Genomic DNA, 15,267 nt, shown 5'->3' with positions numbered 1-15,267 from the left:
CGATCAGATTCCTTGTTCACTGAGCCACAGGTTCAGTGCCGCCAACTGCCACAGCTTGGAGCCGCGCAGTGGGGTCAACTGGCCATGCGGATTGCTCAGCAGCTTGTCGATCATGGCCGGGTTGAACAGGCCACGGTCCTGGCTTGGGTCGGTCAGCAGGTCGCGCACCCAACCGAGGGTGGCGCCTTCCAGGTGCTTGAGGCCAGGGACCGGGAAGTAACCCTTCTTGCGGTCGATCACCTCATGCGGGATGACCCGACGTGCGGCCGATTTGAGCACCTGCTTGCCGCCATCGGGCAGCTTGAAGCGTGCCGGGATCCGCGCCGAGAGTTCCGCCAGGCGATAATCGAGGAACGGCGTGCGCGCCTCCAGGCCCCAGGCCATGGTCATGTTGTCGACGCGTTTGACGGGGTCATCGACCAGCATCACCGTGCTGTCCAGACGCAACGCTTTGTCTACCGCATCGGCCGCGCCAGGGCGGGCGAAATGCTCGCGAACAAAATCACCGGCTGCGTCGTTGTCCAGCAGCCACGGTGCCTGCACCGTCTCGCGGTATTCGGCATGGCTGCGGTCAAAGAACGCATCGCGGTAGGCCGAGTACGGGTCCGCTGCGCCATCAACCTGCGGGTACCAGTGGTAACCGGCAAACAGCTCATCGGCACCCTGGCCGCTCTGTACGCCCTTGCAGTGCTTGGCGACTTCACGCGATAGCAGATAGAAAGCGATGCAGTCGTGGCTGACCATCGGCTCGCTCATGGCGCGGAACGCCGCCGGCAACTGGTCGATGATTTCGTGTTCATCGATGCGCAGCTGGTGGTGACGAGTGCCGTAGTGACGGGCGATCAGGTCGGAAAATTCGAACTCGTCGCCGCGCTCACCGCCAGCATCCTGGAAGCCGATCGAGAAGGTCGACAGGTCGTCCACGCCAACGTCGCGCAGCAGACCGACCAACAGGCTCGAATCGACACCACCTGACAGCAGTACACCGACATCCACCGCAGCGCGTTGGCGAATCGCCACAGCATCGCGGGTGGCATCGAGTACGCGGGTGGTCCAATCCTCCAGGTCGAGCTTCTGCTCGTCGGCATTCGGCCCGTACTTGAGCTGCCACCAGGTTTGACGTTCGACTTCGCCGTGGCGGTCGACACGCATCCAGGTGCCAGGTTCGAGCTTTTGCACATTGGCCAGCAAGGTGCGCGGCGCCGGCACCACAGCGTGGAAGTTGAGGTAGTGATTGAGTGCGACCGGGTCGATCACCGGGTCGATATCGCCGCCTTTGAGCAGTGCCGGCAGGGTCGAGGCAAAGCGCAGGCGCTCACCGTTGCGCGACAGGTACAGCGGCTTCACGCCAAGGCGGTCACGGGCCAGGAACAGGCGCTGGGTGTCGCGCTCCCAAATGGCCAGCGCGAACATGCCGTTGAGCTTGGGCAGCAGCGCGGCGCCCCAGGCGTGATAGCCCTTGAGCAGCACTTCGGTGTCGCCGTCGGACCAGAACGTATAACCCAGGTCGAGCAGCTCCTGGCGCAGTTCCGGGAAGTTGTAGATGGCGCCGTTGAACGCCAGCGACAGGCCGAGGTTGTTGTCGACCATCGGCTGCGCCGAGCCGTCGGACAAGTCCATGATCTTCAAGCGCCGATGGCCGAGGGCAATCGGTCCTTGGCTATGGAAGCCCCAGGCATCCGGGCCGCGTGGGGCCAGATGGTGGGTGATGCGCTCAACCGCAGCCAGATCCGCGGGGCGCGGGGCCTGATTGATCGGGGTAAAACGTAACTCTCCAGCTAATCCGCACATAAGTCCTTACCGGTTTTGCCGTTGGGGAAGGTGCCTCGCCGGATGACGGGCACTTAGGTAAGGACCGGAGCGGTTTCTGAGAGTTTTATATCAATCGGTTATAAGGGATGAATGGTCGCTGGGCTGCAAGCAGCCCATTGCTCAGGCCTTGCCGCGAATCAGGGCGCGTAATGCAAAGCGATTCGGGTGGCACGCTTCAGCTACCGACCGCGGCACCGGCAAGGGTTCGCCACAGATCCAGGCCGCCAGCAACTCACCGCTGAGCGGGGCGGTGATCAGGCCTCGCGAGCCATGCCCGGTGTTTACATACAGGCCATCCAGCCACGGGCAGTCGACTGCAGGCAATTGCCGAGCATCCTTGCGCAACATGGCATAGGCTTCGTTGAAGCCTTGAGCGTCAGCAATCGGCCCGACGATCGGCAGATAGTCCGGGCTGGTGCAGCGAAACGCCGCGCGCCCTTGCAGCAGTGCCGGGTCCAGTGTGGCCAGCTGCAGACGTTGACCGAGGTCGGTAGAGATTTCTTCAAGCAGCTCGAGGTTGCCTTGGTGCTCGGCCACGGTCGGGGTCAGGTCGTCGCTGTGGAAGTCAAAGCTGGCGCCAAGCGTGTGTTCGTCGTCACGCACCGGCGCCACATAGCCTTCAGCACAGACCACCGTGCTCAATGCACGGCTCTCGGCAGTGGCCGGCAAGCGGGTGATCTGCCCACGGATGCGTTTGAGCGGCAGCTCGGCACACCGCGCAAAAGCGCGCACGTCGGCCGCGCCGGCCAGCACCACCACCGGCGCAGTGGCCAGCAGACGCGCGCCGGCCCAGGCTTGCCAGAGGCCATCGACCTGGCGCAGCTCGAGCACTTCCTGATGCACCTTTACTTCAATGCGCGGGTGCTGCAATTGCGCAGCGCACAGCGCCGGCGGGTGCACCCAGCCACCCTGTGGATAAAACAGGCCGCCACTGGCCAGGCTGACCCCTGCCACCTGCTCGGCTTCGAGCTGGCTCAGCGGGCGCAACAGGCTGCTGTCGAAGGCGCCAGCGAGCTTGGCCTGACGCGCGGCTTCCTTGTCATCGAAGGCCAGTTGCAGCACGCCGCAAGCATCCCAGTCGCGTCCGCGCTGCATCCGCTCCAGATAACGGCGGGTGTAGCCGAAGCCGGCGACGATCATCTGCGACAGCGCTGTGCCATGGGCAGACAGCTTCAAATACAGCACGCCTTGCGGGTTGCCCGAGGCTTCCTGTGCAGGCGCAGCATGGCGCTCCAGCACAGTGACCTGCCAACCTCGTGTGGCCAGGCTGGCGGCGCTGGCGCTGCCAGCCAGCCCGGCGCCGATCACCAGTGCCTGGCGCGGGCCGCTGGTGGCTGTTGGGCGGGCGTACCACGGTGCCGTGGCGGTCACCGCCGGCTGGCCGCTGTAGTGGCCGTGCATCACCTCCCACTTGGTGCCCAGCCCAGGCACCTTCTTCATGCTGAAGCCGGCCTCAATCAGGCTCCGGCGGACCCAGCCGGTGGTGGTGAAGGTGCCGATGCTGGTGCCTGCATGCGACAGCCGCGCCAGTTGCGCGAACAGCTCGGGGGTCCACATGTCGGGGTTTTTCGCCGGCGCAAAACCGTCGAGGAACCATGCGTCGATGCGCGCATCGAGCAGCGGCAGTTGCTCGAGTACATCACCGATCAGCAAGGTCAGGGTCACCCGGCCGCCGTCGAAACTGAACTGCTGAAAGCCCGGATGCACTGCCACGTACTGGTCCAGCAGCGGCTGCCAGTAAGCCGCCAGCTCCGGCCACAGCTTAACGGCGCGGCTCAGGTCGGCAAGGCTCAACGGGTACTTTTCGACGCTGACGAAATGCAGGCGGGCGCCGCCCGTGGCCTGCTCGGCAAACAGCTGCCAGGCGCAGTAGAAGTTCATCCCGGTGCCAAACCCGGTCTCGCCGATCACCAGGCAGCCATCGGCTGGCAGCTCGGCAAAGCGCTGGCGCAGGCGGTTGCCTTCGATGAACACGTATTGGGTTTCGAGGCTGCCTTCAGTGGTGGAGAAGTACACGTCGTCGTATTGCCGCGAGTGCGGGCGGCCCTGATCGTCCCAGTCAATCTGGGCGTGCTGGGGGAGGGTAGGGTCTGGCATGGTCGGCTCGGCGGCAGCGGAAGCGGGATTTTAAGCCATTGCGCAGGTCTTAGGCTGCACGCAAGCGCATAAATCGCTGCCGATCCGCTAGTCTTGTCATTCCAATGAAGGAGCCACGCCAGCATGTTCGAATCTGCGCAAATCGGTCACCACATCGACAAGGACACCTTTGATGCTGCAGTGCCGGCGCTGCGCGAGGCGCTGCTCGACGCTCAGTACGAGCTCAAGCAGCAGTCTCGCCTACCGGTGATCATCCTCATCAATGGCATCGAAGGCGCCGGCAAGGGTGAGACGGTCAAGTTGCTCAACGAATGGATGGACCCGCGCCTGATCGACGTGCTGACCTTCGACCAGCAGACCGACGAAGAACTGGCCCGGCCGCCCGCCTGGCGCTATTGGCGGGCGCTGCCACCGAAGGGCCGGATGGGGGTGTTTTTCGGCAACTGGTACAGCCAGATGCTGCAAGGCCGGGTGCATGGTCAATTCAAGGACGCCGTGCTCGATCAAGCGATTGCCGGCGCCGAGCGGCTGGAACAGATGCTCTGCGATGAAGGCGCGTTGATCATCAAGTTCTGGTTTCACTTGTCCAAGAAGCAGATGAAGGCGCGCCTCAAGACCCTGCGCGACGACCCGCTGCACAGCTGGCGGATCAGCCCGTTGGACTGGCAACAGTCGCAGACCTACGACCGCTTCGTGCGCTTCGGCGAGCGCGTGCTGCGCCGCACCAGCCGCGACTATGCGCCCTGGCACGTGATCGAAGGCGCCGACCCGCATTACCGCAGCCTGGCCGTCGGCCAGATCCTGCTGGAGAGCATGCAGGCCGCGCTGGCCGTGGACCCCAAGGCCAAGCACAAGGGCAACGTCGCCCCGCTGGGCCGCAGCATCGACGACCTCAACCTGATCAACGCGCTGGATTTGAGCCAGCGCCTGGACAAGAAGGACTATGAGCAGCAACTGGTCAGCGAACAAGCGCGCCTGGCCGGTTTGCTGCGTCACAAACACATGCGCAAGCATGCTCTGGTCGCGGTGTTCGAAGGCAACGATGCGGCCGGCAAGGGCGGCGCGATCCGCCGTGTGGCCGCTGCGCTCGACCCACGGCAGTACCGCATCGTGCCGATTGCCGCACCTACTGAAGATGAGCGCGCCCAGCCTTATCTGTGGCGGTTCTGGCGGCATGTGCCGGCGCGCGGCAAGTTCACCATCTTCGACCGTTCGTGGTATGGCCGGGTGCTGGTGGAGCGGGTGGAGGGTTTTTGCACGCCTGCCGACTGGATGCGCGCCTACGGTGAAATCAATGACTTCGAAGAGCAACTGAGCAACGCCGGCGTGGTAGTGGTCAAGTTCTGGTTGGCGATCGATCAGCAGACCCAATTGGAGCGCTTTGAAGAGCGCGAGCAAATACCCTTCAAACGCTACAAGATCACCGAAGATGACTGGCGAAACCGCGAAAAATGGGACGTCTATACCGAAGCTGTCAGCGATATGGTCGACCGCACCAGCACCGAGATTGCACCCTGGACGCTGGTCGAGGCCAATGACAAGCGCTGGGCGCGGGTCAAGGTCCTGCGCACCATCAACGAGGCGTTGGAAGCAGCGTTCGCCAAGCACAAGAAGTAACCGCAAACGGCCTGCCTGCGGCGTCGCGCCCAGCGCGCAGCAGGTAGGCATGCCGCCAGGGAATGACCTGATGCATTTTTTTCCAGTCATTTTAGACCTGTCACGCCTGCCAAGCCCTTAGACTGCAATCACCCCCACCACGGGCTTTGATCGAGGACGTTATGCACACCACTTCCGGACGCTGGGTCCATGGCCTGCTATTGGCACTGTTGACCGCGCTGCTCTGGGGCATCCTGCCGATCAAGTTGAAGCAGGTCCTGCAGGTGATGGATCCGGTCACGGTGACCTGGTATCGCCTGCTGGTATCCGGTGGGCTGTTGTTCATCTGGCTGTCGGCCAAGCGCCGCCTGCCGCCATTTGCCGGCCTGGGCCGCAAGCGTACCGGCCTGGTGGCGCTGGCCATCTTCGGCCTGCTCGGCAACTACGTGCTGTACCTGATCGGGCTCAAGCTGCTCAGCCCCGGCACTGCCCAGCTGGTGGTGCAGATCGGCCCGGTGCTGTTGTTGGTGGCCAGCGTATTCGTATTCAGGGAGCGCTTCAGTTGGGGCCAGGGCATGGGTCTGGTCGTGCTGCTAATGGGCTTTGGGCTGTTTTTCAATCAGCGCCTGGCCGAGCTGCTGGGGTCGTTGGGCACCTACACCACGGGTGTCTTGACCATTTTGCTGGCGACCAGCATCTGGGTGTTTTATGCGCTTAGCCAAAAACAGCTGCTCACCGTATGGAATTCGCAGCAGGTGATGATGGTGATCTACCTGGGGTGCGCGGCGCTGCTGACGCCCTGGGTGCATCCGCTCGAGGCGCTGCAGTTGAGCCCCTTGCAAGGCTGGCTGCTGTTGGCCTGCTGTTTGAATACCTTGGTGGCTTACGGCGCGTTCGCCGAGGCGCTGGCGCACTGGGAGGCGTCGCGGGTCAGTGCGACATTGGCGTTGACGCCCTTGGTGACGTTTGTCGCTGTAGCGCTGGCTGCGTGGCTGTGGCCGGAGTATGTGCATGCCGAACAGATCAATGCACTGGGTTATATCGGCGCGGTGACGGTAGTGCTGGGTTCGGCGCTGGTGGCGTTGGGGCCGTCGCTCCTGGCCAGTTGGCGAGCGCGGCGTGCTCGGTTGCAGGTTGGTTGAGGATTGTTGGCCGCTAATAATGATGGGGGCGCTGCGCAGCCCCCGACTCACTCAGCCCTTGGCGCCAGGCGCCAACATGTTTTCCGGGCGCACCCACTGATCGAATTGCTCATTGGTCAAGTACTGCAACGCCAGGGCAGCTTCGCGCAAGGTCGTTCCTTCGCTGTAAGCCTTCTTGGCAATCTCTGCCGCCTTGTCATAACCAATATGCGGGTTCAGCGCAGTCACCAGCATCAAACCACGCTCAAGGTGCTCGGCCATCTGCTCGGCATCCGGCTCGATGCCGGCCACGCAGTGCTGCTGGAAGTTGCTGCAGCCGTCGGCGAGCAGGTTGATCGACTGCAGCAGGTTGTGAATGATCACCGGCTTGTACACGTTTAGCTGCAGATGCCCCTGGCTGGCGGCAAAGCCGATGGTGACGTCGTTGCCCAGCACCTGGCAGGCGAGCATCGACAACGCCTCGCACTGAGTTGGGTTGACCTTGCCGGGCATGATTGAGCTGCCCGGTTCGTTGGCCGGCAGGCGCACCTCGGCCAGCCCTGCACGTGGGCCGGAGCCTAACAGGCGCAAGTCGTTGGCGATTTTCATCAGGGCTACGGCGAGTGACTTCAGCGCGCCGGCCAGGTTGACCAGCGGCTCATGCCCGGCCAGGGCGGCAAACTTGTTCGGCGCAGTGACGAAGGGCAGCCCGGACAATGCCGCCAGCTCGGCGGCGACGGCTTCGGCAAAGCCATGCGGTGCGTTCAGGCCGGTGCCCACAGCCGTGCCGCCCTGGGCCAGTTCATACACTGCCGGCAGCGCTGCGCGAATCGCTCGCTGGGCGTAGTCGAGCTGGGCGACGAACGCCGAGATCTCCTGGCCGAAAGTGATCGGCGTGGCGTCCATCATGTGCGTGCGGCCAGTCTTGACCAGTTTGTGATGGCGCGCAGACAGCTCGGCCAGCCCCGACGACAGCTCGGCAATCGCTGGCAGCAGCTTGTCGTGCACTGCCTGCGCCGCGGCAATGTTCATCGCGGTGGGGAAGCAATCGTTCGAGCTCTGCGAGCGGTTGACGTGATCATTCGGGTGTACCGGCGACTTGCCGCCGCGGCCCTGGCCGGCCAGCTCGTTGGCGCGCCCGGCGATCACTTCATTGACGTTCATGTTGCTTTGGGTGCCGCTGCCGGTCTGCCACACGACCAACGGGAACTGCTCGTCCAGCTGGCCATCGAGCACTTCGTCGGCGGCCTGTTCGATCAGCCGGGCGATATCCGCCGGCAGGTCACCGTTGCGGTCGTTGACCCTTGCGGCGGCCTTCTTGATCAGCGCCAAGGCGTGCGAAACGGCCAGCGGCATGCGCTCCTGGCCGATGGCGAAGTTGATCAGCGAGCGCTGGGTTTGCGCGCCCCAGTAGGCGTCCTGAGGAACTTCGACCGGGCCCAGGCTGTCTGTTTCGATACGGCTCATGCGGCGTTCACTCCATAATCGTCTGAATCCGCAGTTTAGGCCCCGATTCGACCGAGCGGTTCAATCGCTCATCGTGCTACTTGAGTAGAGCGCCCGGCGCGGCGCAGAATGCTCGTCTCTGAGGTACTCGCCTCCCTTTCCTGAAGGATTTGCAATGACCCGTCTCCGTGTCCTTTGTGCCGCCGTCGCCCTGGCCTGCGCCAGCGGTTCGGTTCTTGCCGCAACCCCTGCGCACAACCAAGCCGCCGAGAAGTTCCTGACCCTGGCCAATGCCGACAAGCTGGGCACTCCGGTGTACATGCAGGTGCAGCAGATGTTTGCCCAGCGCTTCGAGCAGACCAAGGCGCCAGCCTCCAAGAAAGCCGTGCTCGACAGCTACCAGGCCAAGGCCAACGCTGCTCTGGACAACGCCATTGGCTGGAAAAAGCTCAAGCCGCAGATGGTCAACCTGTACACCGCGACCTTCACCGAAGGCGAGCTGCAGGACCTGGTCAAGTTCTACGAGTCGCCATTGGGCAAGAAAGTCCTGCGCGAAATGCCCAAGGTCACTCAGCAGTCGGCCCAGCTGACCCAGCAGAGCCTGGAGCCAGCGGTACCGGTGGTCAACAAGCTGCTTGAAGACATGACCAAAGAGCTCGACCCGAACGCTGGCAAAGCCGCTCCTGCGAAGAAGTGAGCCAACGCTGATGAACATGCAGCAACGCATCCAACAGCAACTGGCGGCATTGGCCAACGTGCACCTTGAGGTGCTCGACGAAAGCCACATGCACAGCCGTGGGCTGGAGACGCACTACAAGGCGGTGCTGGTCAGCGAGCAGTTCGCTGGCCTCAACAGCGTCAAGCGCCACCAGCGGGTGTACGCGACCATGGCCGATCTGATGGGGCAGATTCATGCCCTGGCCATTCACACCTACACCCCTGAGGAGTGGGCCAAGGTTGGCGCAGCACCGGCATCGCCGGTGTGTGCTGGCGGCGGTCACTGAAACCTCCCAGGCATTCTGGTAAACTGCGCAACATCCCCGTGGGAGCGGTGGTGCGTTGACCCGAGCTGTTTTCAGCCTGGGTCAGCGCGTCGCCGCTCCCATGTGTGTTTCAAGGCCACCCGCTCAAACTGTCATTCCGGTCCGCCCCTTACGAGGGTGACCACCTGGAGAACTCGTTACATGTCACAAGCTATCGTCGTCGCGGCGCTGTACAAATTCGTCACCCTGGAAGACTACCTCGAACTGCGCGAGCCGCTGCTCAAGGCCATGCTCGACAACGGCGTCAAAGGCACTCTGCTGCTGGCGCTGGAAGGCATCAACGGTACCGTCTCGGGCACCCGCGAAGGGATCGACGGCCTGCTCCAGTGGTTGCGCAGCGACCCGCGCATGGTCGACATCGATCATAAAGAGTCGTACTGCGACGAGCAGCCGTTCTACCGCACCAAGGTCAAGCTGAAAAAAGAGATCGTGACCCTTGGCGTGCCTGGCGTGGACCCAAACCACAAGGTGGGCACCTACGTTGAGCCCAAGGACTGGAACGCCCTGATCAGCGACCCTGAGGTGCTGTTGATCGACACCCGCAACGACTACGAAGTGGCGATCGGCACCTTCAAGGGCGCGGTCGACCCCAAGACCGAGACCTTCCGCGAGTTTCCCGAGTACATCAAGGCCAACTTCGACCCGAGCAAGCACAAGAAGGTGGCAATGTTCTGCACCGGCGGCATCCGCTGTGAAAAAGCCTCCAGCTATATGCTCGGTGAGGGCTTCGAGGAGGTCTATCATCTCAAGGGAGGCGTGCTGAAGTACTTCGAAGAAGTGCCTCAGGAAGAGAGCCTGTGGGATGGTGACTGCTTCGTCTTCGACAACCGCGTCACGGTGCGTCACGACTTGACCGAGGGCGAGTACGACCAGTGCCATGCCTGCCGCCACCCGATCAACGCCGAAGAGCGTGCGTCCGAGCATTATTCGCCAGGCGTCAGTTGCCCGCATTGCTGGGACAGCCTGAGCGAGAAGACTCGCCGCAGCGCCATCGACCGGCAGAAACAGATCGAACTGGCCAAGGCGCGCAACCAGCCACACCCGATTGGTTTCAACTACAAAGCCGAGGCCTGAGGCATGTCTGCACGCCTGCTGTATGTGATGGACCCGATGTGCTCCTGGTGCTGGGGGTTCGCCCCGGTGGCCGCGGCGCTCATCGCCCAGGCAGCCGATGCCGGCGTGCCGACGCGGCTGGTGGTGGGCGGCCTGCGCTCGGCCAGCAGCGCCTTGGATGTCTCTACTCGGCGCTACATCCTCGAGCATTGGCAGGCGGTCGCCGAAGCCACCGGTCAGCCGTTTCGATTCGACGACGCGCTGCCCGATGGTTTTGTCTATGACACCGAGCCGGCCTGCCGTGCGCTGGTTGCTGCGCGCGAACTCGACGCCGCACGCGCCTGGTCGTTGCTGGCGCTGATTCAGGCGGGTTTCTACGAGCAAGGCCTGGACGTAACCCGCCCGCCGCAACTGGTCGACCTGGCCGAGCAGGTCGGCTTTGACCGCGCGCAATTCGCTGAAGCGCTGATTCGCAGCGAAACCCGCAGTGCTACCGCCGCTGATTTCAGCTGGGTGCAAGACCTGGGTATTGCCGGTTTCCCGACCCTGCTGGCCGAACGTAACGGTCAACTGGCCTTGCTGACCAACGGCTATCAGCCGCTGACCAGCTTGCAGCCTTTGCTCGGCCGCTGGCTGCAGCAGGCCGCGTGTGCTTGACCTGCCGGGGTCGCCCGACCCTGTTCCGGGGAAGCCTCATGGCGCCCCTGATCGGCTGAGTTGGGCAGAAATCCGCCGGCTGGCACTGCATCACCGCAAGGCCTTGTGGGGCGCCAACCTGGTGGCGATGCTGGCGGTGCTGTGCAGCGTGCCGATTCCGTTGCTGCTGCCACTGCTGGTCGATGAGGTGCTGCTGGGCCACGGCGACGCTGCACTCAAGTGGATGAATCATCTGCTGCCTAGCCACTGGCAGCAGGCAACCGGCTATATCGGCTTGATGCTCGCGGTGACCTTCTGCCTGCGGGTTTGCGCGCTGGCCTTCAACGTGGTTCAGGCCAAGCTGTTTGCCGGCCTGGCCAAAGACATCGTCTACCGCCTGAGGATTCGCCTGATCGAGCGCCTCAAGCGTATCTCGCTCAAGGAATACGAAAGCCTGGGCAGCGGCACCGTGGCCACTCACTTGGTCACTGACCTTGACACCCTGGACAAGTTTGTCGGCGAAACCCTCAGTCGCTTCCTGGTGGCGATGCTGACCCTGACCGGCACTGCGGCAATCCTGCTGTGGATGCACTGGCAGTTGGCGTTGTTGATTTTGCTGTTCAACCCGCTGGTGATCTACTTCACCGTGCAGCTGGGCAAGCGCGTCAAACACCTGAAGAAACTCGAGAACGACAGCACTGGCCGCTTTACCCAGGCGCTGACCGAGACGCTGGATGCCATTCAGGAAATCCGCGCCGGCAACCGTCAGGGTTATTTCCTCGGTCGGCTTGGCCTGCGCGCCCGTGAAGTGCGTGACTACGCCGTGGCCTCGCAGTGGAAAAGCGATGCCAGCGGGCGCGCCAGCGGCTTGTTGTTCCAGTTCGGCATCGACATCTTCCGCGCTGCGGCGATGCTCACCGTGTTGTTCTCCGACCTGTCGATCGGGCAGATGCTCGCTGTGTTCAGCTACCTGTGGTTCATGATCGGCCCGGTCGAGCAGCTGCTCAACCTGCAATACGCCTACTACGCCGCCGGTGGCGCGCTGAGCCGCCTCAACGAGCTGCTGGCGCGCGAGGACGAGCCGCAGTACGCCGCTGCCAGCGATCCGTTTGCCGGGCGCGATACGGTTGGCATCGAGGTGCGCGACTTGCGTTTCTCCTACGCTGACGAGCCGGTGCTGGAGCACCTCGATCTGTCGATTGCGCCAGGCGAAAAGGTCGCGATTGTCGGCGCCAGCGGCGGCGGCAAGAGCACCCTCGTTCAGTTGCTGCTGGGTCTTTACACCGCTCAGGCCGGGACCATTCGTTTCGGCGGCGCCAGCCTGCAGGAGATTGGCCTGGAGACCCTGCGCGAAAACGTTGCGGTGGTGCTGCAGCATCCGGCCTTGTTCAACGACAGCGTGCGCGCCAACCTGACCATGGGCCGCGAATGCAGTGACGAAGCCTGTTGGCAGGCGCTGCGCATCGCCCAGCTCGATAGCACCATCAGTGCCTTGCCGCAGGGCCTTGATAGCGTCGTTGGCCGCTCTGGTGTGCGCCTGTCCGGCGGCCAGCGTCAGCGCCTGGCGATTGCCCGGATGGTCCTCGCCGAGCCTAAGGTGGTGATCCTCGACGAAGCCACCTCGGCCCTCGATGCCGCCACTGAATACAACCTGCATCAGGCCCTGGCGCGGTTTCTCAGTGGCCGTACCACGCTGATCATCGCCCACCGGCTTTCGGCGGTGAAGCAGGCCGACCGGGTCCTGGTATTTGACGGCGGGCATGTCGCCGAAGACGGTGATCATCAGCAATTGATTGCTGACGGTGGGCTTTACGCCAAGTTGTACGGCCATCTGCAGCAAAGCTGAGCAGTGGCCGGCGCCGGCGGCGGTGCATGAGCAGGAAAATCCTGCACTTTTTTGCAATGCGAACGTGTAGCTAGTAGCGGTTTCTCGCCTACGCTCTGCTTGTCTGGTTTGATTAGTGCTTTATCTGCCGCCGTGACAGGGACTCCATGAAGGGAACTCATATTCATCAAGCGCCTAGGCTGTTGGGTATCATCTGGCCGTTTGTCGCCGTGGTGATCCTGCAGGTCTTGCTGGCCGGCCTGAGCCTGTACACGCTTTCGGCCGTGCGCGCTTATGTCGCCGGCGAGAGCCTCTGGTCGAAGGCGCAGAAAGACGCCATCTATTACCTCAATTTGTACGCCGAGCGGCCTGAGCCGCGCTTTCTGCAGCGTTTTCACCAAGCCATCGCCGTGCCCCAGGGCGATCACGAACTGCGCATCGCGCTGGACCAGCCCACACCCGACTATGCTGCAGCTCGCACCGGCATCCTGCAGGGCGGCAACCACCCTGAAGACGTCAGTCGGATCATCTGGTTTTACAGCTACTTTCGTAACATCAGCTTCATGCAGAAGGCCATCGCCTATTGGGATATCGGCGACGACTACCTGCGCCAGCTCGACCTGCTCGCGACTGAAATCCACAGCAGCTTCAGCAGCGGCCAGCCGACCCCGGAGCAGGTCAATGAGTGGAAGGCGCGCATCGCCACCATCAACGAAGGCGTGACGCCGGCCGCCAAGGCCTTCAGCGACGCCCTGGGCGAAGGCTCACGGGTGCTGCTCAAGGTGTTGCTGATCAGCAACCTGCTGACGGCGATCTTCCTCATTACCATGGCCTGGCGCCGTTCAAGCAAGTTGCTGTCCCAACGCCAGGCGTTTGCCAGTGCACTGCAGGCCGAAAAGGACCGTGCGCAGATCACCCTCGCCTCGATTGGCGATGCGGTGATCACCACCGACGTCGACGGCAATATCCTCTACATGAACGCCGCCGCCGAGCAGCTGACCCACTGGCAAGCTGCATCAGCTCAGGGGCTGCCGTTGTCGGCGCTGTTCAGCCTGCTCGACGAGCACAGCGACGAAGATGCGCGCACCTTGATCGAGCAGGTGCTGGCCGGCAGCCTGCGCGGCGGCGCCGAGCATGCACGGTTGATCCAGCGCCTGGATGGCAGCACGGTCTCGGTCAACCTGGTGGGCTCACCGATCCTCAGCGATGGCCAGGCCACTGGCATCGTCCTGGTGCTGCATGACATGACCCAGGAGCGGCAGTACATCGCCAACCTTTCGTGGCAGGCCACCCATGACGCCCTGACCGGGCTGGCCAACCGCCGCGAGTTTGAGTACCGCCTTGAACAGGCGCTCAACGGCCTGGCGCGTCAGCCTGGCCGGCATGCGTTGATGTTTCTCGATCTGGACCAGTTCAAGCTGGTCAACGACACCTGCGGCCACGCCGCGGGTGACGAGCTGCTGCGCCATATCTGTGCGGTGCTGCAGTCCGGCCTGCGCGAGGGCGACACCCTGGCGCGGCTGGGGGGAGACGAATTTGGGGTACTGCTCGAGAACTGTCCGCAGGAGCAGGCCGAGCGCATCGCCGAGCAACTGCGCCAGGCGGTGCAGAGCCTGCATTTTGTCTGGAAGGGGCGGCCGTTCATTACCACTGTGAGCATTGGTCTGGTGAGCATGGCACAAGCGCCCGGCACCCTAGAGGCCTCCTTGCGCGCTGCCGACATGGCCTGCTACATGGCCAAGGAGAAGGGCCGCAATCGGGTCCAGGTGTACCACGCTGACGACAGCGAGCTGTCCATGCGGTTTGGCGAGATGGCCTGGATTCAACGTCTGCATGTGGCGCTCGAGGAAAACCGCTTCTGCTTGTACGCCCAGGAGATTGCCGCCCTCAGTGATCAGGGAGGGCCGGGGCATATCGAGATCCTGCTGCGCCTGCACGATGAAAGCGGGCGGACCATTCTGCCCGACAGCTTCATCCCCGCGGCCGAGCGCTACGGCTTGATGACCGCGCTGGATCGTTGGGTCGTGCGCAACGTATTCCAGGTTATCCGCCAGTGCCTGAACGAGGGGCGCCCGGGGCCGTTGGCACTGGTTGCGATCAACCTGTCCGGTTCGAGCATCGGCGACGATAAATTTCTCGATTATTTGCAACGTCTGTTCAGCGAGTTTGAAATCCCGCCACGGATGATTTGCTTCGAAATTACCGAAACCAGCGCCATTGCCAACCTGGGCAGTGCCATTCGCTTCATCAATGAATTGAAAGGGCTGGGCTGCAAATTCTCGCTGGATGACTTCTGCGCCGGAATGTCGTCATTCGCTTATTTGAAGCATTTGCCGGTGGACTACCTGAAGATCGACGGAAGTTTTGTAAAAGACATGCTGGATGATCCGATTAATCGCGCTATGGTTGAGGTGATCAACCACATCGGCCACGTCATGGGCAAACGCACCATTGCCGAATTTGTTGAAACGCCGTTGATCGAGCAGGCCCTGCAGGAAATCGGCGTGGACTACGCCCAGGGCTACCTGATCGAGCGGCCGCAGGTGTTTACCTGCGATAGCCTGCAACGCCAACGAATTGCAGCACGGCCTTTGCTGCAGCGCGCGCCAGGGACGTTTCGCTGAGAGTGGACGGCTAA

11 protein-coding genes are annotated in these 15,267 nt (G+C 62.9%); 8 read left to right on the top strand and 3 right to left on the bottom strand.

What is annotated here, in order from left to right; all coding sequences use genetic code 11:
- Nucleotides 1-3 precede the first annotated feature (3 nt).
- On the bottom strand, nt 4-1,791 hold the full coding sequence (locus K3F44_RS13265) for an N-acetylglutaminylglutamine amidotransferase (RefSeq protein WP_103438222.1): 1,788 nt from the start codon (nt 1,789-1,791) through the stop codon (nt 4-6).
- A 141-nt stretch (nt 1,792-1,932) separates the two neighbouring features.
- On the bottom strand, nt 1,933-3,909 hold the full coding sequence (gene mnmC / locus K3F44_RS13260; RefSeq protein ID WP_220632404.1) for a bifunctional tRNA (5-methylaminomethyl-2-thiouridine)(34)-methyltransferase MnmD/FAD-dependent 5-carboxymethylaminomethyl-2-thiouridine(34) oxidoreductase MnmC: 1,977 nt from the start codon (nt 3,907-3,909) through the stop codon (nt 1,933-1,935).
- Nucleotides 3,910-4,032: 123 nt separating this feature from the next.
- Between mnmC and pap the strand changes: the two genes are divergently transcribed.
- Nucleotides 4,033-5,526 (top strand): polyphosphate:AMP phosphotransferase, encoded by a 1,494-nt coding sequence (gene pap / locus K3F44_RS13255; protein ID WP_150573814.1) that lies wholly within the window; start codon nt 4,033-4,035, stop codon nt 5,524-5,526.
- A 161-nt stretch (nt 5,527-5,687) separates the two neighbouring features.
- Complete coding sequence (locus tag K3F44_RS13250; protein WP_150570905.1) at nt 5,688-6,647, top strand: DMT family transporter; 960 nt, start codon at nt 5,688-5,690, stop codon at nt 6,645-6,647.
- 51 nt (nt 6,648-6,698) lie between these two features.
- Here the strand turns inward: K3F44_RS13250 and K3F44_RS13245 are convergent, their stop codons facing one another.
- Nucleotides 6,699-8,093 (bottom strand): class II fumarate hydratase, encoded by a 1,395-nt coding sequence (locus K3F44_RS13245; RefSeq protein WP_101321667.1) that lies wholly within the window; start codon nt 8,091-8,093, stop codon nt 6,699-6,701.
- 154 nt (nt 8,094-8,247) lie between these two features.
- Here K3F44_RS13245 and K3F44_RS13240 point away from each other — a divergent pair, with 154 nt between their 5' ends.
- The 6 genes from K3F44_RS13240 (at nt 8,248) to K3F44_RS13215 (ending at nt 15,253) form a co-directional block, all read left to right on the top strand.
- A complete protein-coding gene (locus K3F44_RS13240; protein WP_101321666.1) occupies nt 8,248-8,769 on the top strand; it encodes a DUF2059 domain-containing protein in 522 nt (173 codons plus the stop codon).
- A gap of 10 nt (nt 8,770-8,779) precedes the next feature.
- Entirely contained in the window at nt 8,780-9,076 is a 297-nt protein-coding gene (locus tag K3F44_RS13235; RefSeq protein ID WP_220632403.1) for a BolA family transcriptional regulator, read from the top strand.
- Nucleotides 9,077-9,256: 180 nt separating this feature from the next.
- Nucleotides 9,257-10,189, top strand: a complete 933-nt coding sequence (locus K3F44_RS13230) for a rhodanese-related sulfurtransferase (RefSeq protein WP_101321664.1) — start codon at nt 9,257-9,259, stop codon at nt 10,187-10,189.
- A 3-nt stretch (nt 10,190-10,192) separates the two neighbouring features.
- Nucleotides 10,193-10,825 (top strand): DsbA family protein, encoded by a 633-nt coding sequence (locus tag K3F44_RS13225; RefSeq protein ID WP_220632402.1) that lies wholly within the window; start codon nt 10,193-10,195, stop codon nt 10,823-10,825.
- Nucleotides 10,818-12,650 carry an ABC transporter ATP-binding protein gene (locus K3F44_RS13220; RefSeq protein ID WP_101321662.1) on the top strand — a complete coding sequence of 611 codons (1,833 nt, stop codon included), beginning with the start codon at nt 10,818-10,820 and terminating at the stop codon, nt 12,648-12,650. Before K3F44_RS13225 ends, K3F44_RS13220 begins: the two co-directional genes overlap by 8 nt.
- Nucleotides 12,651-12,796: 146 nt before the next feature.
- Nucleotides 12,797-15,253, top strand: coding sequence for an EAL domain-containing protein (locus K3F44_RS13215; RefSeq protein WP_101321661.1), 2,457 nt, complete (start codon nt 12,797-12,799; stop codon nt 15,251-15,253).
- Nucleotides 15,254-15,267: the final 14 nt, after the last annotated feature.

It is taken from the genome of Pseudomonas sp. S07E 245 (assembly GCF_019599025.1).
GTDB classification, from domain to species: Bacteria; Pseudomonadota; Gammaproteobacteria; order Pseudomonadales; family Pseudomonadaceae; genus Aquipseudomonas; species Aquipseudomonas shirazensis.
This window is presented reverse-complemented; position numbering and strand designations above follow the sequence as displayed.